The organism is Posidoniimonas corsicana (assembly GCF_007859765.1).
Taxonomy (GTDB): Bacteria; Planctomycetota; Planctomycetia; order Pirellulales; family Lacipirellulaceae; genus Posidoniimonas; species Posidoniimonas corsicana.
On sequence record NZ_SIHJ01000002.1, the window covers coordinates 33,992 to 52,923 of the forward strand.

Here is an 18,932-nt window from a genome sequence, read left to right on the forward strand (position 1 = left end):
CTAGTTCGGCCCGTACCGTTTCAGGTTGGCCTCGATGTCCCGCTTGTCGGCTTCGGTGAGGGGGCCGAATTCGACTTCGTAGGTTGTGCCCGGCTCGGTCTGGATGTCGATTACGCTGGGTGAGATCGCCACCCCCATCCCGCTTTCCGTCTGGTAGCTGCGTTGCAGAATCACCCGCATCCCTGGCGGCACAGCCGGGAACTCGTGCCTGAGCGTGTCGCGCTGCGAGAACTCGTGCATGCTGAGGTGCCGGTTGCCCGCGAAGCCTTGAAGCGCCGGACCGATGCTCGTCGACTGCCTGTTTCCCTTGTTGGGCGCCAGGGTCGTGACGATGCGGGCCCAGCGGTCGAGCTTGATCGGCTCGGGGGAGTCGCCGCCCGTGGACCGCTGCCACATGGCGAATCCTTCCGGGTGGAAGACCATTACCCCGTACTGGTCGGGTGCGGTCACCAGGTGCTCGAACCGGCCGTCCTGGTCCGTGTACGCGACTTCGTGCTCGGACGCGTCGCGGAGGGCGCCGTTCCTGAGGTAGAGCGAGGCGCTGTACTGCTGAGCCGACAAGGGTGGCGGCTCCAGCAGCACCACCTGCGCGCCGGCGGCTGGCTCGCCGGTTGGGGTCAGCACGACCCCGTGGACGGTCTCGGCGTGCTCAGGCGGCCACGAATCACCCAGCCGCAGTTCGTCGAACACCGCCGACCTGCGCGTGTCCAGCCGCCGGACCGTCCCCCCACGGAACCCGATGAGCTGTCGCATCGCGCGTACCCACAGCCGTGCTTCCTCGTACCCCTCTGGATCGCGGGCGAGGTCCCGTGTCGCGGCGAAGTACGGCATGGTTGCTTCGGGGCGGTCGAGCGACTGCAGGTACTCTTGCGCATCGATGTAGTCGCCCGTCTTGCCGCCCAGAATGACGACGTTCCTGGCAAAGATGACCCGGGGCCGGTCGGGGTCGTCGGCGCCGCGGTCGATCTCCGGTGCGGTGAGCTTTTCGGGAGGAGTCGGTGACTCGGAGACCTCAACGTTCCACGGCAGTCCCGAACGGCGCACGCTGATCACCATTGGGTCCTGACTGTCGATCCGCGCGTAAGTCCCGCGAAACCCTCCGTTGGGGTCTTCTACTACAATCACATCGGGAGTTGCGCCGGCGCCGATACGGGCCTCGAACTTTCCGACGTCGTCCGTCTGACCGCCGCCGATATACTCGTCGCCGGACTTGAGCGTCAACCGTCGTCCCGGAAGCGGCTGTCCCCGCTCGTCGACCAGCTTACCGGACACGACTTTCGGTTCGAGCAGGTAAATCGGCGGCAGCCTCACCTCGGTTGCGTCGGCGGCAACCTGCGTGGCGGCCTGGCGGGTGCGGTCCCGGATCCAATGGCTGAACGGCTTCGGCAGGATGATGGCCTGCGTGCGGACCGTGCCGGGCAGCACGCAGGTCTCGAAGGTCCCGTCGGGCCCGGTTAGTATGTTCTGCGACTGGCGCGAAACCCCGTAACCCACGCTCACGTACGCGCCGACAACCGGCTGATCCGCCCCCTCGGCAACAACGCTGCCGGTCACCTTGACCGCCTTCACCAACGGGACCTCAAGCTCTGTCGTCTCGCCTGGTTGGACCTCGAACGTCCTGGGGATCTTCGGCAGGAAGTCGGCGCCCTTGGCGTTGGAGGCCATGAGCTGGTACCCGCCCGCCGCCAGTTGCTCGATGACCGCGACGCCGTCGGCGTCGACAACCGCCTTGCCTTCGCCCCTAGGCAGGCGTCGGGCGTCACTGTTGGAGTACGGCATGAAGAGAGCGCCGGCGCGTGACGCCATGTCGCCTCCCGTCAGCGTTATTCTCAGCTTCCCGGTAGGCGCCAGTGTGAGCACCGGCGGCCGCGGCGTCTCGGCTTGCTCGAGGTAGAACGCCTGTGTTCCCCAATCGCCGGTGCGGAGCCGGATTGAGTAGACCCTTGCCTGTTCGCAGCACGGCAAGTGGAGGATGCCGTGGGCGTCGGTGCGGGCGTCGAGCGCGTCGATGATCAGGTCTGGAGGAATGTCGATGTTGGCCACTTTGTAGTGGAAAGAAGCAAGGGCCGCGTCCCGCAGCGGCTTTCCCTCGGGGGTGCGGAACTCAAAGGTCGTTTCGGACCCCGGCCGCAGAATAAAGTCCAGCGGCGTTTCGTTCCCCCGATCGACCTGCTGGTAAGCGGACGCGGCCTCGATCAGCTTGCCAGGCTGGTAGCACCACACCGTGCGGGAGTGGTAGTACGCGCCGAGCTTGACCCATTCCAGCTTGATTGACAGAGCATACTGGCCGCCGCTGTCCGACCTGGCGGTCACCGACCAGTTCTCGGCCTCGTTTGCCGAGCGACGCAGGTCAAGCGCTACGATGGCCCCCGCGACCGGTTGGCCGGACTCGTCGGTCACCGTGCCGCGCACGACGACCGGCTCTTCGGCTTGGACTGCGGCCGCCATTGAGACGATCATCAGCGCCGCCCCGCTGATCCGGTTCCATCGTTCCAAGATCGCCATCGCCCTGCTCCGAAGTTGAAGGACCGCACTCTTGCGGCAAGCAGTATACCGCAGCGCCGCGTCGGCGTGGGCGTGCCGTGGATAATTGACCGCGCGAAGCGGGGGATCTACCATCGAGACTCAGCGTGCATGCACCAGGAATAGCGGCCGCGGGCTTGCCCGTGGCCGGTCGATCAGGGGCCGACGCCCGGCGCCCCGCTGATTAAGGGAGAACGCTGTGAGCAGTCTGCATCGCGTTCAGACGCTTGGACTATTGCTGGGGTGGGGAGGCGCCGCGCTGCTCTTCTCCGCCACCGCTAGCGCCCAGTCGGCGTTCTACACGTTCACCTCGGGTCCCGGGGGTGACGGCTTCGTGTGGGACCACGACTCGCCGCCAAGCGGGCTGATGGACCTGCCGGACTCGGACTCGTTGTTCGCGCCGGACGCCGAGAGCACCGGCGTGAATGTCTTCTACAACGACTCGGGCAACACCACGTTCTTTGACAGCAGCTACCTGGCGGCCGGCAACAGCACGGTGATCAGCGGCGACGCGTGGTGGGGCAACCCGAGCGAGATCGGCTTCGGGTACGTCGGGGTCGACTTCGTGAACACCGGCGTCGGCGCCGCCGACTCGGTGGCGTTCGATTTTGCCTGGGCGATCGCCGGCGAGGGGGTCAGCCCCTTCCTGTATGTCGAGGTCTACGACGAGGAATTCGACTCGGCGTTCCTCGAGTTCGAGCTGACCGACCAGTTCGACGCGGGACCCGCCTTTGGCGACGTCGACGGCTACGAGGGGTCCATCTTCTTTGACCTCAACGAGGTGCTGCTCCAGGATGAGGGCTCCGGCGTAGACAGCATCGTCGGATTCAACATCGAGGTTGGCGAAGTGGCCACCTTCGGCGGCACGGGCGAGTTCGCCATCGACAACCTGTCGATCAACGGCGGGCCCGCGGACGGTTCGAACACGTTCCCGTCCGGCTTCGATGGCGAGGAGTTCGTCGACGGCACCACCTTGGTTCTTAACGCGTTGGTCGACAGCGGGCAGTCGACGCTTGGCGTGCATGTCACCAACGATGGCGTGTCCGACACAACCGTGTCAACGCAGATCGAGTTCGGCGGCGACCTGGACGACCTGGGGCAAGCGAGCGGCCTGAGCGTGCCCGCGGGCGAAACCGTCTACGCCGGCAACCTGGTGGGCCTCGACACGGACACCCTCTCCGGCACGTACGGCAGCGATGTCACGTTCTCGAACGACCTCAACCCGTCCGACCCGGACAGCACCCTCACGTTCCAGGTCAGGGTGCACGACCCGCCGGAGCTCTCGGCGAACAACAGCGGGCCGGTGGACGTCGGCGGCCAGCCGCTGACGCTCGACAACGCCGCGCCGGAGCCGCACGCCGGCGCCGTACGGGCCAGCGTCGAGGTGACGGTCGTCGAGCCCGCCGGGCCGTTCACCGTCGACAACCTGGCCGTGGGCGACAAGGTGTTCGCCGGCGAGCAGGCGCAGGCCGCGGCAACGCTCGACCGGTACGGTCTGCTGTCGGGCCTGCACACCGGCGCGGTGACCGTCGGTCTGGAGATGAAGTCGCACACCGGGTTCTTCCTGTCCGGCGCCCAGCCAGTGGACGACGTGCTGTGGGACGTCCAAGCGACGCTCGCCGACACCGCGTCGGACTCCACGTCGATTGGCGCCGGCGAATCGTTCGCGAAGCAGGTGGGCGTCAACCACGCGGAAACGGCCGCCACGCTGATTGACGGGCAGAGCCCCGCGGCCCAGGACCTTGCGATGCAGTACGTGGTTGACCCCGACGGCGGCGCGTCGGCCGTGCTGGTCGACGACCCGGTGGATGTTTCATTCTCCGGGCCGGGCGGCCTGTACGTGCTGCAGTTCACCTACGACGACGGCTCGCTGCCCGGCGGGCTGAGTGAGTCCGACCTGCGGCTGCTGTTCTACGACGACACCGGCGGGGAGTTCGACCTTGCCGTGGCGGGCAACAGTGTCGGCGCCGGCGCGTTCTCGCTCCAATCCTACGACGCGTACCTGGCCTCCACCGGCGGCGGTGTGCTGGACGCGGCGGACCTGGGCGCCCACGGCGTCGACACGGCGGGCAACCACGCCTGGGCGGTGCTCGATCACCAGGCGGTGATCGGACTGGGCGTGCTGGGCAGTGTGGCGATTATGTCCGGCGACTACAACGCCGACGGCGTGGTCGACGCGGCCGACTACACCGTGTGGCGCGACAACCTGGGCCAGTCGGTCACGCTGCCGGGCGATCCCACCCCCGGCACGGTCACCGCCGCGGATTACGACGTCTGGCGGACGAACTTCGGTGCCGGGTCGGCCCCACCGTCGGCGGTCGCTGCGCCCGAACCGACGGCGGCCGGCGGTGTCATGATGGCAGCGATCACTTGCGGCTGGCGGTCCCGGCGGCGACGATAGCGTCCAGATCGGCCGCTCCCCCACGAGGCCGCTATCAGGCGATAGCCCGCCCCCTGACGCCAACCGAAGAGGCGCCCCTTGGTGACCGACCCAGCTGCCCACCGCCCCCGCGTTGTGATCATCGGCGGGGGTTTCGGAGGACTGCACGCCGCCCGTGCGCTACGCCGGGCCGAAGTCGATGTGACGCTGATCGACCGGTCAAACTTCCACCTCTTCCAGCCGCTGCTCTACCAGGTCGCCACCGGCGGTCTGTCGCCAGCGAACATCGCTGCGCCGCTGCGGGCCGTGCTGCGGCGCCAGAAGAACGCCCGGGTGCTGCAGGCGGAGGTCACCGGCTTCGACCTCGAGCGGCGGCGGGTGCTGATCGCCGGCGGAGAAGTGGAGTACGACTACCTGATCGTCGCGGCGGGCTCGACCCACAGCTACTTCGGTCACGACGACTGGAGCCTCCACGCGCCGGGGCTCAAGTCCATCGACGACGCCACCGAGATCCGCGCGCAGGTGCTATCGGCGTTCGAGCGGGCCGAGCTGTGCGAAGACCCGGCCGAGCGGGCCCGACTGCTCACCTTCGTGATCGTGGGCGCCGGACCTACCGGCGTCGAGATGGCAGGCGCCCTGTCCGAGCTGTCCCGCTACACGCTGCGGGGCGAGTTCCGCAGCATCAACCCGGCCGACGCCCGCATCGTGTTGGTGGACGCCTCGCCGCGGGTGCTGTCGGTCTACCCGCCGGAGCTGTCCGCCAAGGCAGCCCGGTTCCTCGACGAGAAGGGCGTGGAGGTTCAGAACGGCGTGCGGGTCACGCAGGTCACCGCCACACACGTCGAGCTAGACGCGCCCACCGGCCCGGAACGGATCGAGTCCGAGACGATCATCTGGGCGGCGGGCGTGGCCGCGTCGCCGCTGGCGCGCCGACTGGCAGACGCGGCGGGCCTGGAGGTCGACCGGGCCGGGCGGATCCCGATCGGCGACGACCTGACGATCGCCGGGCATGACAACGTCATGGTCATCGGCGACATGGCCTGCTTCGCGGGGAAGGACGGCCACCCGCTGCCCGGTGTGGCGCCGGTCGCCATCCAGCAGGGCAAGCACGCGGCCCGGCGGATCCAGAACCTCCAGGCGGGCGACGCCACGCCGCCCTTCAAGTACCACGACATGGGCTCCATGGCCACGATCGGCCGGTCGGCGGCGGTGGTGAGCATGGGCAGGCTCAAGTTTGCGGGGTTCTTCGCGTGGGTGATGTGGTTGTTCGTGCACCTGATGCAGCTGGTGAACTTCCAGAACCGGCTGCTGGTGCTGACGCAGTGGGCCTGGAGCTACGTCACACGGAACCGCTCGGCGCGCCTAATCACCCGCACCGATCACCACGCGTCGGAACAGGCCGCCGAGCTGCAGGAGTCTTCCGCCGGCTAGCCGGCTGACTCGCTGGCTGCCAGTCGGATCGCCGCGTGCGCAGCCCAGCGGCAGGTGCTCGCCCGACAGCCGCCGCGGGGGCGGCCAGACCGGCCGTGCTCGCCTTGGGCGCAGGATTCGCTACGCTAGGGCGAATCCCGTTTCCCCAAACGCTGTCGAGCCACGCATGCAAACCTACGACTGCTCGTGCGGTAACAAGCTGTTCTTCAACAACACGCACTGCTCGGCGTGCAGTCGCACCGTCGGTTGGTGCGACGCGTGCGCGGCGGTCACCTCCATCTCGCCGAGCGGCGAGTGCGACGCACCCGGCTGCAGCCAGACGCTGCAGCCCTGCGCCAACCGCGCCGCCTACCAGGTCTGCAACTGCCTCGTCCCTGCAGACGGCGACCAACCGCTCTGCCTGAGCTGCCAGACCACAACCGACGTCCCCGACCCGAACGACCCAACCCAGCTTACCCAGTGGCGGGTGCTGGAAGCCGGCAAGCGACGCCTGCTGTACGAGCTGGCGCAGGTGGGCGTCAGCCGCGAACAGCTCACCGCCGACCCGCCGCTGTCGTTCCGCTTCCTGGCAGACACGCCGGGCAAGCACATCATCACCGGCCACGCGGACGGCGTGATCACCATTAACCTGGAGGAGGCCGACCCGGTCGTGCGTGCGAAGGGGCGGCAGCAGTTCGGCGAGCCCCACCGGACCGTCATCGGTCACTTCCGGCACGAGGTCGGCCACTTCCTCTGGATGCGGCTGGTGGAGAACGACCGCCCGGACGCCTGCATCAAGCTGTTCGGCGACCACCGAGACCCGCCCTACGGCGAGGCGATGGACCGCTACTACGCCGAAGGCCCGCCGGCCGACTGGCAGGCGCGGTTCATCAGCCAGTACGCGTCGAGCCACCCCTGGGAGGACTTCGCCGAGACCATGGGCTTCTACCTCGACATGCGGGCGGTGCTCGACACGCTGGAGCACCAGGTGACGCCGCTGTCGGTGCGGCGCGGCGCCGACCTGGACGAGCTGCTGGCCGGCTACCTCAAGGCCGGCATCGCGCTGAACGAGATCAACCGCACCATGGGCCTCACCGACCTAGTGCCCGAGGTGGTCAGCCCGCCGGTGGTCGAGAAGCTGCGATTCGTGCACGGGCTGTTCCCGTCGGAGGCCGTGCTGCTGGCGACCGGCTAGCCCTGGACGGCAACCGCCACCTTCGCGGCGAGCAGCTGCTGCACGGCCACCCACGCGGCTACCGCCAGCCAGGCAACGACAACCCCGCGCCCGGTCGCCCTGGCCTTTACGACCTCTGGCCAGGAGCGGCGGCACCGCCAGTACCCTACGGCCGCGACCGCCAGACCGAGCGGAACCAGCGGCCAGCCGGGCCAGCCGAGCGTGATGAGTTGGGCCGTGTCGGCGTACCGCTCGAGCCCGCCGAACGCCAGGTAGACGCCGCCGGCCAGCCAGCAGAACCCCGCCCATCCCCAGGCGAACGGCGCCATGCTCCGCCACCGGCTCACGGCGACCGCTACCAGCAGCGGGAGCAGCCATCCCGACAAGAACCCCGCCCACAGCACCACCGCCGGCCGGGGGTTGGGCCCTGCCAGCGTGCTGGGGATCTGCCCCGGGTAGAGGTTCACGTAGGCCAGCTCGCCGCCGGTGAGCGGGACCGCCACGACGTGGCCCAGCTCGTGGGTGAGGAGCATCGCGAGCCAAGCCCAGGCAATCAGCGGCGCCGCTAGTGCCGCAATGGCGAGTTTACTCGTCAACCTCGATCTCCACTCCGTTGACGAGCACGAAACTCGTCGTGCGCGGGATCGCTTTCTTTAGTGCCTGGAGCGACTCGCGCGAAATCGAACACTCCTGCAATCGAATCTGCATGATCGTATTCGACTGTGCGAGCCCACTTGCCAGCTCGTCTGATACCGACAAATGATATAGCGATAGGTAGTTCAGAGAGGGGCAATGCAGTATCGCCGACAGCGCCTCCTCATCAAAGTTGCTCGTGTCGCTTAAGCCGGACTTGTTGCTACCACCGCCGCGTCCGTCGATCGTGAGATACTGAAGTCCGGTGCATCCCTGTAGACGTGAAAGGTCGGGGCCGGCAAAACCAACGTCGACAAGCATGAGGGCATTGCTTGGAGCGGAAAGCACAGCATCCAGCACGCGCTGACTGCTGACGGATGACCTACACAGGAGGCCGTCGATCGTCTGGCCCCTTGCAACGAGCGCCTCAGCGACGCGTTGCACACTCTGGTCGCTCACGTTTGCCCACATGGTCAGTATGGAAATGTCGTCGAACACACTGAGGTTCTCGACGAATAGATCCGCAGTCTCGTCGCTCCGCAGACTAATGTTGTCGATCGCGTCGGTGTAGCCTTGCAAGAGGTTCCAGTGTGGGTAGCCCAGCAGATCACTTGGCCCCTCCATCGCCGATGACACCGAAGTCTTGTCGACAGCAAGCAATGCCGCCACCGCCCGGCGTTGGGACAGTGAGCGTGAAAAAAGTGCTGCAAGCAGCATCGCCAAGACGACCACCAGGCAGGTCGTCACCCACAGCGTGCTCCGCTTCATGGCGGCCGTCCTAGGTCCAAGCATTGCCCCGCAAGAGTAGTTGCGCGCCAACCTCGGATCACTCAGCACCGCCGCGCCGAAGCTAGCCCGACGCCTCTTCCAGGAACTGCCCCATCTTGCGGAACTTCTCGTACCGCTGCGACAGCAGCTCGTCGGTCGGGGTGTCGACCAGCTCGCGGAGAGTCTTGGCGAGGTACATCTTCAGCCGCGACGCCATCTGGTAGTGGTCGCGGTGGGCGCCGCCGACCGGCTCCTCGATCACGTCGTCGATGACGCCCAGGTCGCTCAGGTGCTTGGACGTCAGACGCAGCGCGCGGGCGGCGTTCTCGGCGAAGTCGTGGCTCTTCCACAGGATGCCGGCGCAGCCCTCGGGGCTGATCACCGAGTAGTACGCGTGCTGCAGCATCGCCACGCGGTCGCCCACGCCGATGCCCAGCGCGCCGCCCGAGCCCCCTTCGCCGATCACCACGCAGATGATGGGCGTCGGCAGCCGGGCCATCTCAAGCATGCTCTCGGCGATCACCTGCGCCTGGCCACGCTCCTCCGCGCCGATGCCGGGGTAGGCGCCGGGCGTGTCGATCATGCAGATGATGGGCATGCCGTACTTGGCGGCCATCTTCATTTTCCGCATCGCCTTGCGGTAGCCCTCGGGGTGGGCGCAGCCGAAGAAGCACTCGGTGCGTTCCTTGAAGGTCTTGCCCTTGTGGTGACCCACCACCATCACCTTGTGCTCGTCGAGCTTGGCGAAGCCGGTCCGCAGGGCGCGGTCGTCGCCGAAGAAGCGGTCGCCGTGCAGCTCGACGAACTCCTCGAACACCGTGTCGACGTAGTCGGTGAACTTGGGCCGGTCCTGCAGCCGCGCCACGCGGACCGTGTCCCACGGGTCGAGGTCGGAGTACAGGTCGCGGGTCTTCTCCAGCAGCTCCTTCTTCAGCGCCCGCAGGCGCTCGTGCTGCTCGGCGGTCTTCTCGGCGACCGCGTCCAGTTCGCGGATGTTGTCTTCCAGCTCGTAGAGCGGCTGCTCGAATTCTAGTTGCTGCATTTCTGGTCGTTCGCGGGCGGCGCCCGCCGGGTGGTTGGTCGTCGGTTAGTTGTGGGCAGGGTCCCTCGGTGGGTCGAGGGGTCGCTTACACCTGATCTTCTTCTTCGGCCGCCTGCGCCTCGGCGCCCTCGGCCGGCGGGTCGGGGGTCTGGTAGAACAGGCGGTCGGTCTTGATCTTCATCAGGACCTCCTTCATGTTCGCGGGCCGGTCGTTGCGGTCCTTGGCGAGCATCTTCTGCACGTAGGCCGCGAAGTCCGGGTTGATGTTCTTGTCGGCCACCACCAGCGACGGCGGCTTGCTCTTGATGTGCTTCTGCATCAGCTCGTTGGGGCTGTTGGCCGTGAACGGCAGCGCCCCGCACATCAGCTCGTGCACCATGCAGCCGAAGCTGTAGATGTCGTCCCGCGGGTCGACGCCCTGGCCGCGGATCTGGTCCGGCGCCATGTAGCTGTAGGTGCCCTGGATCTTCGCCTTGCCGCCCAGCAGCTTGGCCAGCCCGCCGGTCGGCTTGGACGCGATCGTGAAGTCGATCAGCTTGACCTCGGTGGCGTCGCTGAGTAGGAAGTTGTCCGGCTTGATGTCGCGGTGCACCCACCCCTTGTCGTGCATGTGGGCGATGCCCGCGGCGCACTTGGTGAGGATCTCCTTCATGCGGTAGGTGAGCTTGGTCTTGAGGGCCGGCGTCTGCTTGGAGGCGACCAGCTGCTGCTTGATGTTGAGCTCCTTGAACAGCTCCATCCGCAGCCAGGCGCCCTCCTTCGCGACGCCGAAGTCGTAGGTCTGGATGACCGCGGGGTGCTCGAGCGCCTTGCCGACGTTGTACTCGTGCTTCAGCTCCGCGACCGTGGTGCGGCTGTACTTGGAGCCCTTCTTCAAGAGCTTGATGGCGTAGGCGTCGGTCTCGCTGCGGTGCCGGACGGCCCAGATCTCGAACGTCGCGCCCGCCCGGATCAGGTAGAACAGGCGGTACTCGCCGACCATCTCTGACGCTGCAGCCACACTTCGCCCTTTCTTGCCGCCGCCCCAAGCCCCGCCGCGTGCTTCCGGAGAGCGCCTGCGATCGGGTAACCTCGGGGATGGCCCGTCGCCCCCGGCTCTGCCGGGGGACCGTCATGGTTTGCCAACTCACGCCCCGGCCGGGCCGGGGCTGCGGGCCGGCGGTAACGCCGGCCGCCAATGGTTCGTTCCGCCAACGCGGTTTTCATCCCGTATTTGTAGCCCACCAGTCTATCCCGACCGCCCCCGCCCGCCTAGGCCGAACGCCCCGTGCCGCAGTTCCTCGCCCGCACCATAAAGCTAATCTGGGCCAGCCCTTACACGCTGCTGGGCGCGGTGGTCGGGCTGCTCGGGCTGGCGACCGGAGGCGGCGTGCAGCGGCGCCGCGGCGCGATCGAGTTCCACGGCGGCGCCGTCCGCTGGCTGCTGGAGCGGGTCCCCGGCATCGGCGGCGCGATGGCCATGACCCTCGGCCACACCATCCTCGGTCAAACGCCCGCCGCCCTCGACATTGCCCGCGAGCACGAACACGTGCACGTCCGGCAGTTCGAACGGTGGGGGCCGCTGATGGGTCCGGCGTATGTCGGCTGCTCGCTGTGGCTCTGGCTCTGCCGCTCCGGCCGCCCGTACCGCGACAACCCGTTCGAGGTCGAGGCCTACAACCACGACGACTGCCGCGGGCCCGCCGGCCACGACCGGGCGTAGCCGTGGTGTCTGCAGTCGGTCGGAGACCCATCAGCCTGGCCGCACGGCGGCCGGTTTGCCGCGTTGCGGCCCGCGCCATCTGTCAGCGGCCCCGAATCTCTCGCCAGCTGCCGAACCGGCGCCTCTTTTGCCCCCTGGCCACTGAGACGGGCCCGCAACTGGGCTTCGCAGATCTGTACGCACTGTTGCCCCGCCATCCAAGCGAGAAAGGCAATCACACGATATGAATCCATCGTCCCCCGCCCCCGCTGAGAGTCGTCCGACGGTCGCCATCACGGGCAGCACCGGCCTAATTGGCGCCGCGCTGGTCGACCGCCTCAAGCACGACTACCAGGTTGTCGGCATCGACCTCGACTCGCCCGCGCACCCCACGCCCGGTGCGCACTACATCGACTGCGACCTGACCGACGTCGCTCAGGTGGGCGACGCGCTCGACGAGCTCCGCAAGCTAAGCGGCGGCCATCTGGCCAGCGTGGTGCACCTGGCCGCCTATTACGACTTCTCTGGCGAGCCGAGCCCGCTGTACGACAAACTCACCGTCGACGGCACGCGGCGGCTGCTCGACGGCCTGCAGACGTTCAAGGTCGAGCAGTTCTTGTTCAGCAGCAGCATGCTGGTGATGAAGTCGAGCCCTGACGGCGATCTGATCACCGAGGAGTCCCCCACCAACGCCGGCTGGGACTACCCGCGGTCGAAGCTGGACGCGGAGGAGGCAATCCGCAAGCACCGCGGCGACATCCCCGCCATCGCCCTCCGCATCGCCGGCGTCTACGACGAGCTCTGCCACTCGATCCCGATCGCGCAGCAGGCCAAGCGTATCTACGAGCGCGACATCGAGAGCCACCTCTACCCCGGCGATCAGTCCCACGGACAGCCGTTCGTCCACCGCGACGATGTAGTGGACGCCGTCGTCCAAGCCATCGAGAAGCGGGAGGCCATTGAGGGATTTGAGGTGCTGCTGCTCGCCGAAGACGACCTGATGAGCTACGGAGCGTTGCAGGACCGGCTCGGCCAGCTTATCCACGGCGACGATTGGACCACCTGCCGCATCCCCAAGTCAGTCGCCAGAGCCGGCGCCTGGGTGAAGGACAGGATGGACCCCGATTCGCAGTTCATTAAGCCCTGGATGGTCGATCTGGCCGACGACCACTACCCGTTGGACTGCAGTAAGGCTAAGCAGACACTCGGCTGGCGTCCGAAGCACTCACTCAATGAAGACCTGCCACAGATGATCGACCGCCTGAAGCAGGACCCGCGCCGCTGGTACGAGGTCAACAAGCTGGGCGAACCCCCGGAGAAGCCGCTCGGCAAGAAGCTGCAGGAAGCGATCGACGAAGCCGCCACGCCGATGGAGCAACCCTAGCCGTGCCGCTCAAACCAGAACTCATCGGCAAGTTGGACGCGCCGGTCGCCCGGTTCGGGTACAACCCCTCGGCGTGGTCGCAGCGGATCCCGCTGGTCGTGCTTGCGATGGTCGCGTTTGTAATCGCCACCTACATGGCGCTCTACCAGTGGCGGCTGATCAGTGGGGTGTGGGACCCGGTGTTCGGTGATCAGACGCAGAAGGTGCTCGACTCGGACGTGTCGCACCGGATGGCCCGTTGGTTCCGCGTGCCCGACGCGGCCCTCGGCGCCCTGGCCTACCTGGGCGACGCCATCTACGGCCTGGCCGGCTCCACCCGCCGCTGGCAGTACCGGCCGTGGATGGTGATCCTGTTCGGCATCGACGTCATCCCGCTGGGCATCGTCAGTGCACTGCTGGTCGGCGTGCAGGCGTTTGTGCTGGGCGACTACTGCTTCCCCTGCATCATCACGGCCATCATCTCACTGATCCTCGTGTACTTCGCGTACGACGAGGTCTGGGCGTCGCTCTCGTTCTTGTGGCAGGCCTGGCGCCGCACGCGCAGCCCCAAGGTGCTGTGGGACGCGTTCTGGGGCCGGCCGTCGGAACAACTCGAAGCGATCGCCCAGACGCTGATTGGCGAGAAGGGCCGCCCGGCGGTCTCGCCCGATTCGATCGGCGCCGGCAACCGCGCCGCGTCCTCCTAGCTTCCTTTCAAACACCGCCGCCATCACTATGTGGTCACGTGTCGTCGAAATCATGCTCGCCTGCTGGCTCGCCATCAGCCCACTCATCTTCCACGGCGCCGCCCCGCCGGCCGCGTTGTGGTTCGAGCACCTCACGGCCGCCTTGTTGGTGATGACCTTCGCGTCGCTCTCCTACTGGCCACCCATGCGTCATGCGCATCTAGCCTCGGTCCTGTGCGGCGGTTGGCTGGTGCTGCACTACTACTTAACCTCCTCCGGCGAGGGCACGCCGATCGCGCAGAACGCAATCCTCACCGGGCTGATGATCTTGATGTTCGCGATCATCCCCAACCGAGCCAGCCGCCCCCCGACCGCGTGGTCCCGCCTGAACGAGCAGATCACCGGCGACGCGTAACCGCGCCCGACCGATATATCTTCACGGTGCTCACGGCCAACCTAACGGGCTACGCCTGATCCCGCAGGTTGGCGAACCGCCGCGCGTCCTCGCTCCACGCGGGGGCGTCGGCAATTGCGGCGGGCACGTCGTCGGGACGTTCGACTACGCTCCACATCTGCAGGTGCTTTTGCGCCATGAAGTTTTCGGCCGCCGCCCGCTCGAGCATCTCGATCAGCGGGTCGAAGTAGCCGCGTTGGTTCACCAGCACAATCGGGCTCAGGTAGATGCCCAGCCGCTTGAGAGTGATAGCCTCCATCAGCTCCTCAAACGTGCCGCACCCGCCGGGCAGCGCGACCGCCGCCGCGCTCCCCTCCAGCATCTGGTGCTTGCGGACCCGCATGTCGTCCACCAGGTGGAGCTCCTCGAGCCGCGTGTGGGCCCACTCCAGGTCGACCATGAAGCGCGGCATCACGCCGACAATCCGCCCACCGCGCGACAGCACGCCTTCGGCGAGCTCGCCCATCGAGCCGATCCCTCCGCCGCCGTACACAGCGGTCAGCCCGGCGTCGGCCAGAACCTCGCCTAACCTCCTAGCGCCCTGCAGAAAGGCCGGATCACAGGCGGGGCTCGATCCGCAGTACACGCACACACGCTGAGTAGTAGTGGTAGGCATTCAGAATAGGGAGGACGGTGGGGCGGGTCTGGCCCGCGGATGGAGTCGAGCACCGGGCGGTACTCGGATGGCGGAAGGGATCCTACTAATGAGGACACGAAGTGGGGCAATCCAGGGCCGCTGCTTTTGAATAGCAGGTATGCACACCACCTCAGAGTGACTGGCAACGCAATCGATACCACTATCGCTTCCTGAGATGCCTTCAGTTACTGAGCTAGGTCGGGCTAGTTTGCGGCATCATTGGCGGCTGGAAGCAACCTGGCTGTTACTTCTACCTGCTTGTCGATGTCGGCATTGTAGGCCGACATGATCTTCTGCAGCTCGCGTTTCCGCTCTGGTTGGTCGGCAACCTCGTGCGTTTCGGCCGGGTCGTCGGCTAAGTTGTACAGCTCGTCGTCGACAAGCTTCCATTCTCCCTTGCGTAGCGCCTGGCGACTGTACTTCCAGTACACCGTTCGGGACGCCAGCGGCCGCTTCTCGAAAAGCACCGGCGCCAGATCGACGCCGTCCGTGCCGCTCACCTCGATGCCCGCCAGCCGCGCGAGGGTGGGGAACAGGTCCATACCGACCACCAGCTCGTCAGAAACGGTGTGGGGGGCGATCTTGCCCGGCCACCGGGCAACGCCCGGCACGCGGTGCCCGCCCTCGTACACCGACTTCTTGGCGCCGCGAAGGCCGCCCGTGGAGCCGATGTTCGGGATCGGACCGTTGTCCGACAGGAACACGATCAGCGTGTTGTCGTCGATCCCCAGCTGCTCGACGGTATCGATCAGTGTTCCGACCGAGCGGTCCAGGTGTTCGACCATCTGGGTGTATGCCCGCTGCTTCTCCGCTTCGGACTGCCCCGGGACCTGTGCCCTCTTGTCGCCGGGGCGGCGGAACGCCTTCCCGTCGGGCGTTTGGTACGGGTAATGGGGCGCACCGTGGGCCACCATAAGGAAAAAGGGGTGATCCTTGTTCTGCTGCAGGAACCGCACACTGTGATCGGTGATCAGATTCGTGGCGTACCCCTCCTCGGGCGTCTTCTGCCTGTCGCGCCACCAGTCCTCGTAGCCGCCTTGGTCGATGTGGCTGAAGTAGTCAACGTTGCCGGACGTCCACCCGACGAACTCGTCGAAGCCGCGGTTGCGAGGGTTGAACTTCAAAGCGTACCCCAGGTGCCACTTGCCAACGAGTCCGGTTCTGTAGTCAGCCTTCTTGAGCACTTCAGGAAGAGTTGTCGAGGCGAGCGACATTCCTTGCTTCCGGCCGGACTTGGCGTTGATCACGCCGTTCACGCCGGACCGCTGCTGGTACTGGCCGGTCATCAGCGCCGCACGAGTGGGGCTGCACAGCGTGCCGTTGGAGTGGAAGTCGGTGAACCGGACTCCCTCTTCCGCCATCCTGTCGAGCCTCGGCGTGCGGATGGAATCGCTGCCGTAACACGAGAGGTCGCCATACCCCAGGTCGTCCGCCACAATGACGATAAAGTTCGGCTTGCCCGCTGCGGCGGCCGTCGCGGTGAACGCGGTCAGCATCAAGGTCACCGCGGTAGATATCTCAATTTTCTTTAGCATCAGATTCGGGCTCTGAATGAAGGGCTGCCAGCGTTGCGTCGCACGCGAGCCAATGACAGTCTGATCATGCGGGCCAGGCACTCCAGCCGCTCTGCTGGCCCGGCCGCCGTACCTTAGCGTTGGTTTCGTTATCGTAGCATGATTGCGCCAGTCACTCTCGCGATTCTCTCCCCGCTCCGCCACAGGCGGCTCCCAACCGCTTCGTCGGCGTTCCGCATGGCGCGCCCCAATGGCTCTGGCGTCTGCTAACATCAACTCCTGTCGATTGCCCCGCAGGAGTCTCATTGATGCTCGGATTGACCCGCCGCCGGTTTACGCAGCTCCTAACCTCGCTCCCTGCGGTGAGGCTCGTTGTTGGCGGCAGAGCCTCGCCGGCCGCCACCGCTACCGGCGCCGGCGCGGTGACCGACTTCGCGTTCGTCCACCTGTCGGACACGCACCTCGACCCGCGGCCACGCGGCCAAGCCTACAACAACGGTGGACGCAGCGTGTCCGTGCTCGATTGGTTCGCCGAACGCGCGGTGCGGCCGCTGGGCGCGGACGCCGCCCCCTCCGACGGCGGGCCGCTGACGCCGGAGTTCGCCATCCACACGGGCGATGTGTTCGAGTACAGCATTGTGGACGACTGCTGGTCCGACTGGGACCGCGCGGTCGAAGGCGCCGGGCTGCCGATCTACTGCGTGCCCGGCAACCATGACAACACCTGGTCGTCTATCAGCCGCTACCTGCGGGAGCGGCACGGCGGCGACTCGTACAGCTTCGACCGGCACGGCGTGCACTTCGTCTGCCTGAACTCGGCCGGCTCGCTCGACCCGCTCCCCGCGATCGACCAGCGCACCCTGCGGTGGCTGCGGGCGGACCTGGAGTCGGTGCCTGTCGACACGCCCATCATCCTGTCGCTGCACCACCCGCTGAGCGGCAACTCCGGTTACGCCAGCGAGTACGACAAGCTGCGTCTGTGGGATGCGCTGCGGCGGCACAACCTGCGGCTGATGCTCGACGGCCACTGGCACCAGGTGGACGTCAAGACCTGGCAGAACACGCCCCGTATCAACGGAGGGGAGACGTTCCGCAAGAACCCAGGCTACGCGACCGTGGCCGTGTCCGGCGGCGTGCTGACGCACCGCTACCACTTCCACGACACGGCCGAGGGCGGCCCGCGCGACGTCGCGACGCTCCGCCTGCCGCTAGACGCGGCGCCCGTCGGCTACCGCGCCGTACTGCGGGCCCGCACGCCGCGGAAGAACCCGGACGTGGTGCGGCTCAACGCCTGGGTCGAGGCGATCGGCGCCGTGAACACGCACGCCGACCCGCGGGTGGTTGCGTTCGTGGACGATGACAACGCCAGCCGCCGACCGCTGCGCAAGGCAAAGAAGCCGAAGCCCGCGCCCAACAAGCAGCCCGGAACGCACTACACCGCGACGCTCCCGACCGACGGCCTCACACCGGGCCGGCACTTCGCCAAGGTCCGCATCGCCGCGCCCGGCCAGGCGGTCACGCTCGACACCGACCTGAAAGTCGCCCCGCAGGGTGTGGTGAACGAGCAGGCAGTTGAGTTCACGCTGCCCGACCGCTCCGGCCGGTACGCCGCGGCCGCTTATCAGAACGACGCCGGCGTCAAGACGCCGCTGTTGCTGACCGAGTCCGCCGGCGCGCCCGCCACTCTCCTGTTCGGCGACACCGCCGGCACGGTGACCGCGCTCGATGCCGACTCGCTGCAACCCAGATGGCGCCGGCAAACAGGGCGTGAGATCCTGCACTCGTTGGCGTTGGCAGGCGGTCATGTCCTGGCCGGCGACTCCGACGGGGTGCTGTGGAGGCTCGACGCCGGATCGGGCGAGGTGGTGAGCAGTACCGATCTGCCTGCGCCGCTGTTCGCGCCGCCGCTGGTGATTGAGGACCACGCCTACCTCGGCGACGCCAACGGCGCGGTGCACGCCATCAACCTAACCAGCGGCCAACCCGGCTGGAAGCAGGACGTGGCCAGCTTCGCCTTTGAGGCCGCGCCCACGTACTACGCCGAAGGCGACCTGCTGATTGGCGGAGCGTGGGACGGCCGGATCTACGCACTCGACCGCCAGTCGGGCGAGGTCGCTTGGTCGGCCGCGGCGCCGACCGGTCAGGTGCAGACCAAGAGCCGCTACTACTCCGCCGCCGACGGCTCGCCCGTGCTGGTTGGTGATGAGCTGTGGATTGTGGACCGCGGCTACCGCCTGGGGCGGTACGCCGCGGCGAGCGGTGAGTTCCTGGGACTCGTTCAGGAGAAGGCGGCCGGCGTGACGCCGATCGGCGGCGACTCGACCGACCTCTGCGTCACGCACTTGGATGACCGCGTGTCACGGCGCGCGGTGGGCGGCGAGGTGCTGTGGGAACAGCCGGTCGAAACGGGCCGCTGCCCGCGGGGCGTGTCGGTAGGGCCGGGCCAACCAGGGAGCCCCTCGGGCGACCCGACGCTGTGCTGCGTGTCGGACCGTGGGCTCATGACGCTGCTCTCCGCGGCCGACGGCCGGGTGCTGCACCGCTACTCGGCGACGCCGCGGCTGTTTGTGCTCGCGCCGCCGACCTCGTCGCCGAGCGGGCGGCAGTGGTGGGTTGCGGGGATGGACGGCGTGGTCACGCGGGTTCAGCAGGCCGTCGACGCGTGAG

General features: G+C 67.2%; 15 protein-coding genes. 8 read left to right on the plus strand and 7 right to left on the minus strand.

Annotated elements, in window-relative coordinates:
• On the minus strand, positions 1–2,505 hold the full coding sequence (locus KOR34_RS16235) for a carboxypeptidase-like regulatory domain-containing protein (RefSeq protein WP_146566110.1): 2,505 nt from the start codon (positions 2,503–2,505) through the stop codon (positions 1–3).
• A gap of 217 nt (positions 2,506–2,722) precedes the next feature.
• Between KOR34_RS16235 and KOR34_RS16240 the strand changes: the two genes are divergently transcribed.
• The 3 genes from KOR34_RS16240 (at position 2,723) to KOR34_RS16250 (ending at position 7,508) form a co-directional block, all read left to right on the plus strand.
• A complete protein-coding gene (locus KOR34_RS16240; protein ID WP_146566112.1) occupies positions 2,723–4,924 on the plus strand; it encodes a hypothetical protein in 2,202 nt (733 codons plus the stop codon).
• Positions 4,925–5,005: 81 nt separating this feature from the next.
• Positions 5,006–6,334 carry an NAD(P)/FAD-dependent oxidoreductase gene (locus tag KOR34_RS16245; protein ID WP_146566114.1) on the plus strand — a complete coding sequence of 443 codons (1,329 nt, stop codon included), beginning with the start codon at positions 5,006–5,008 and terminating at the stop codon, positions 6,332–6,334.
• Between the two features lie 166 nt (positions 6,335–6,500).
• Positions 6,501–7,508: a putative zinc-binding metallopeptidase gene (locus tag KOR34_RS16250; RefSeq protein WP_146566116.1), complete on the plus strand. Its 1,008-nt coding sequence runs from the start codon at positions 6,501–6,503 to the stop codon at positions 7,506–7,508.
• Here KOR34_RS16250 and KOR34_RS16255 read toward each other — a convergent pair.
• The 4 genes from KOR34_RS16255 to KOR34_RS16270 form a co-directional block, all read right to left on the minus strand.
• The gene (locus KOR34_RS16255) at positions 7,505–8,083 is read right to left on the minus strand and encodes a M50 family metallopeptidase (RefSeq protein WP_146566118.1); all 579 of its coding nucleotides are present in this window, start codon (positions 8,081–8,083) and stop codon (positions 7,505–7,507) included. The two genes, KOR34_RS16250 and KOR34_RS16255, sit on opposite strands and share 4 nt — an antisense overlap.
• A complete protein-coding gene (locus KOR34_RS16260; RefSeq protein WP_146566120.1) occupies positions 8,073–8,888 on the minus strand; it encodes a hypothetical protein in 816 nt (271 codons plus the stop codon). The genes KOR34_RS16255 and KOR34_RS16260 overlap by 11 nt, the downstream gene beginning before the upstream one ends.
• An 82-nt stretch (positions 8,889–8,970) precedes the next feature.
• Positions 8,971–9,930, minus strand: coding sequence for an acetyl-CoA carboxylase carboxyltransferase subunit alpha (locus KOR34_RS16265; protein ID WP_146566122.1), 960 nt, complete (start codon positions 9,928–9,930; stop codon positions 8,971–8,973).
• An 85-nt stretch (positions 9,931–10,015) separates the two neighbouring features.
• The gene (locus KOR34_RS16270) at positions 10,016–10,930 is read right to left on the minus strand and encodes a serine/threonine protein kinase (protein ID WP_146566125.1); all 915 of its coding nucleotides are present in this window, start codon (positions 10,928–10,930) and stop codon (positions 10,016–10,018) included.
• Positions 10,931–11,197: 267 nt separating this feature from the next.
• Here KOR34_RS16270 and KOR34_RS16275 point away from each other — a divergent pair, with 267 nt between their 5' ends.
• The 4 genes from KOR34_RS16275 (at position 11,198) to KOR34_RS16290 (ending at position 14,075) form a co-directional block, all read left to right on the plus strand.
• Positions 11,198–11,632 (plus strand): hypothetical protein, encoded by a 435-nt coding sequence (locus KOR34_RS16275; protein WP_146566127.1) that lies wholly within the window; start codon positions 11,198–11,200, stop codon positions 11,630–11,632.
• A 223-nt stretch (positions 11,633–11,855) separates the two neighbouring features.
• The gene (locus KOR34_RS16280; RefSeq protein WP_146566129.1) at positions 11,856–12,995 is read left to right on the plus strand and encodes an NAD-dependent epimerase/dehydratase family protein; all 1,140 of its coding nucleotides are present in this window, start codon (positions 11,856–11,858) and stop codon (positions 12,993–12,995) included.
• Between the two features lie 2 nt (positions 12,996–12,997).
• Positions 12,998–13,681 (plus strand): vitamin K epoxide reductase family protein, encoded by a 684-nt coding sequence (locus KOR34_RS16285; RefSeq protein WP_228714665.1) that lies wholly within the window; start codon positions 12,998–13,000, stop codon positions 13,679–13,681.
• A gap of 28 nt (positions 13,682–13,709) precedes the next feature.
• A complete protein-coding gene (locus KOR34_RS16290) occupies positions 13,710–14,075 on the plus strand; it encodes an SPW repeat domain-containing protein (RefSeq protein ID WP_146566131.1) in 366 nt (121 codons plus the stop codon).
• Between the two features lie 49 nt (positions 14,076–14,124).
• Here KOR34_RS16290 and KOR34_RS16295 read toward each other — a convergent pair whose 3' ends face one another.
• Positions 14,125–14,730: an LOG family protein gene (locus KOR34_RS16295; RefSeq protein WP_146566133.1), complete on the minus strand. Its 606-nt coding sequence runs from the start codon at positions 14,728–14,730 to the stop codon at positions 14,125–14,127.
• Between the two features lie 224 nt (positions 14,731–14,954).
• A complete protein-coding gene (locus KOR34_RS16300; protein ID WP_197531500.1) occupies positions 14,955–16,286 on the minus strand; it encodes a sulfatase-like hydrolase/transferase in 1,332 nt (443 codons plus the stop codon).
• Between the two features lie 287 nt (positions 16,287–16,573).
• Here KOR34_RS16300 and KOR34_RS16305 point away from each other — a divergent pair, with 287 nt between their 5' ends.
• Entirely contained in the window at positions 16,574–18,931 is a 2,358-nt protein-coding gene (locus KOR34_RS16305; RefSeq protein ID WP_146566137.1) for an outer membrane protein assembly factor BamB family protein, read from the plus strand.
• The last annotated feature ends 1 nt before the right edge of the window (position 18,932 follow it).

Excerpts from the sequence above, each read along its gene's own strand:
- KOR34_RS16235 (WP_146566110.1), bottom strand. The coding sequence starts at position 2,505 with ATGGCGATCTTGGAACGATGGAACCGGATCAGCGGGGCGGCGCTGATG.
- KOR34_RS16250 (WP_146566116.1), top strand. The coding sequence starts at position 6,501 with ATGCAAACCTACGACTGCTCGTGCGGTAACAAGCTGTTCTTCAACAAC.
- KOR34_RS16260 (WP_146566120.1), bottom strand. The coding sequence starts at position 8,888 with ATGAAGCGGAGCACGCTGTGGGTGACGACCTGCCTGGTGGTCGTCTTG.
- KOR34_RS16265 (WP_146566122.1), bottom strand. The coding sequence starts at position 9,930 with ATGCAGCAACTAGAATTCGAGCAGCCGCTCTACGAGCTGGAAGACAAC.
- KOR34_RS16280 (WP_146566129.1), top strand. The coding sequence starts at position 11,856 with ATGAATCCATCGTCCCCCGCCCCCGCTGAGAGTCGTCCGACGGTCGCC.
- KOR34_RS16290 (WP_146566131.1), top strand. The coding sequence starts at position 13,710 with ATGTGGTCACGTGTCGTCGAAATCATGCTCGCCTGCTGGCTCGCCATC.
- KOR34_RS16295 (WP_146566133.1), bottom strand. The coding sequence starts at position 14,730 with ATGCCTACCACTACTACTCAGCGTGTGTGCGTGTACTGCGGATCGAGC.
- KOR34_RS16300 (WP_197531500.1), bottom strand. The coding sequence starts at position 16,286 with ATGCTAAAGAAAATTGAGATATCTACCGCGGTGACCTTGATGCTGACC.
- KOR34_RS16305 (WP_146566137.1), top strand. The coding sequence starts at position 16,574 with ATGCTCGGATTGACCCGCCGCCGGTTTACGCAGCTCCTAACCTCGCTC.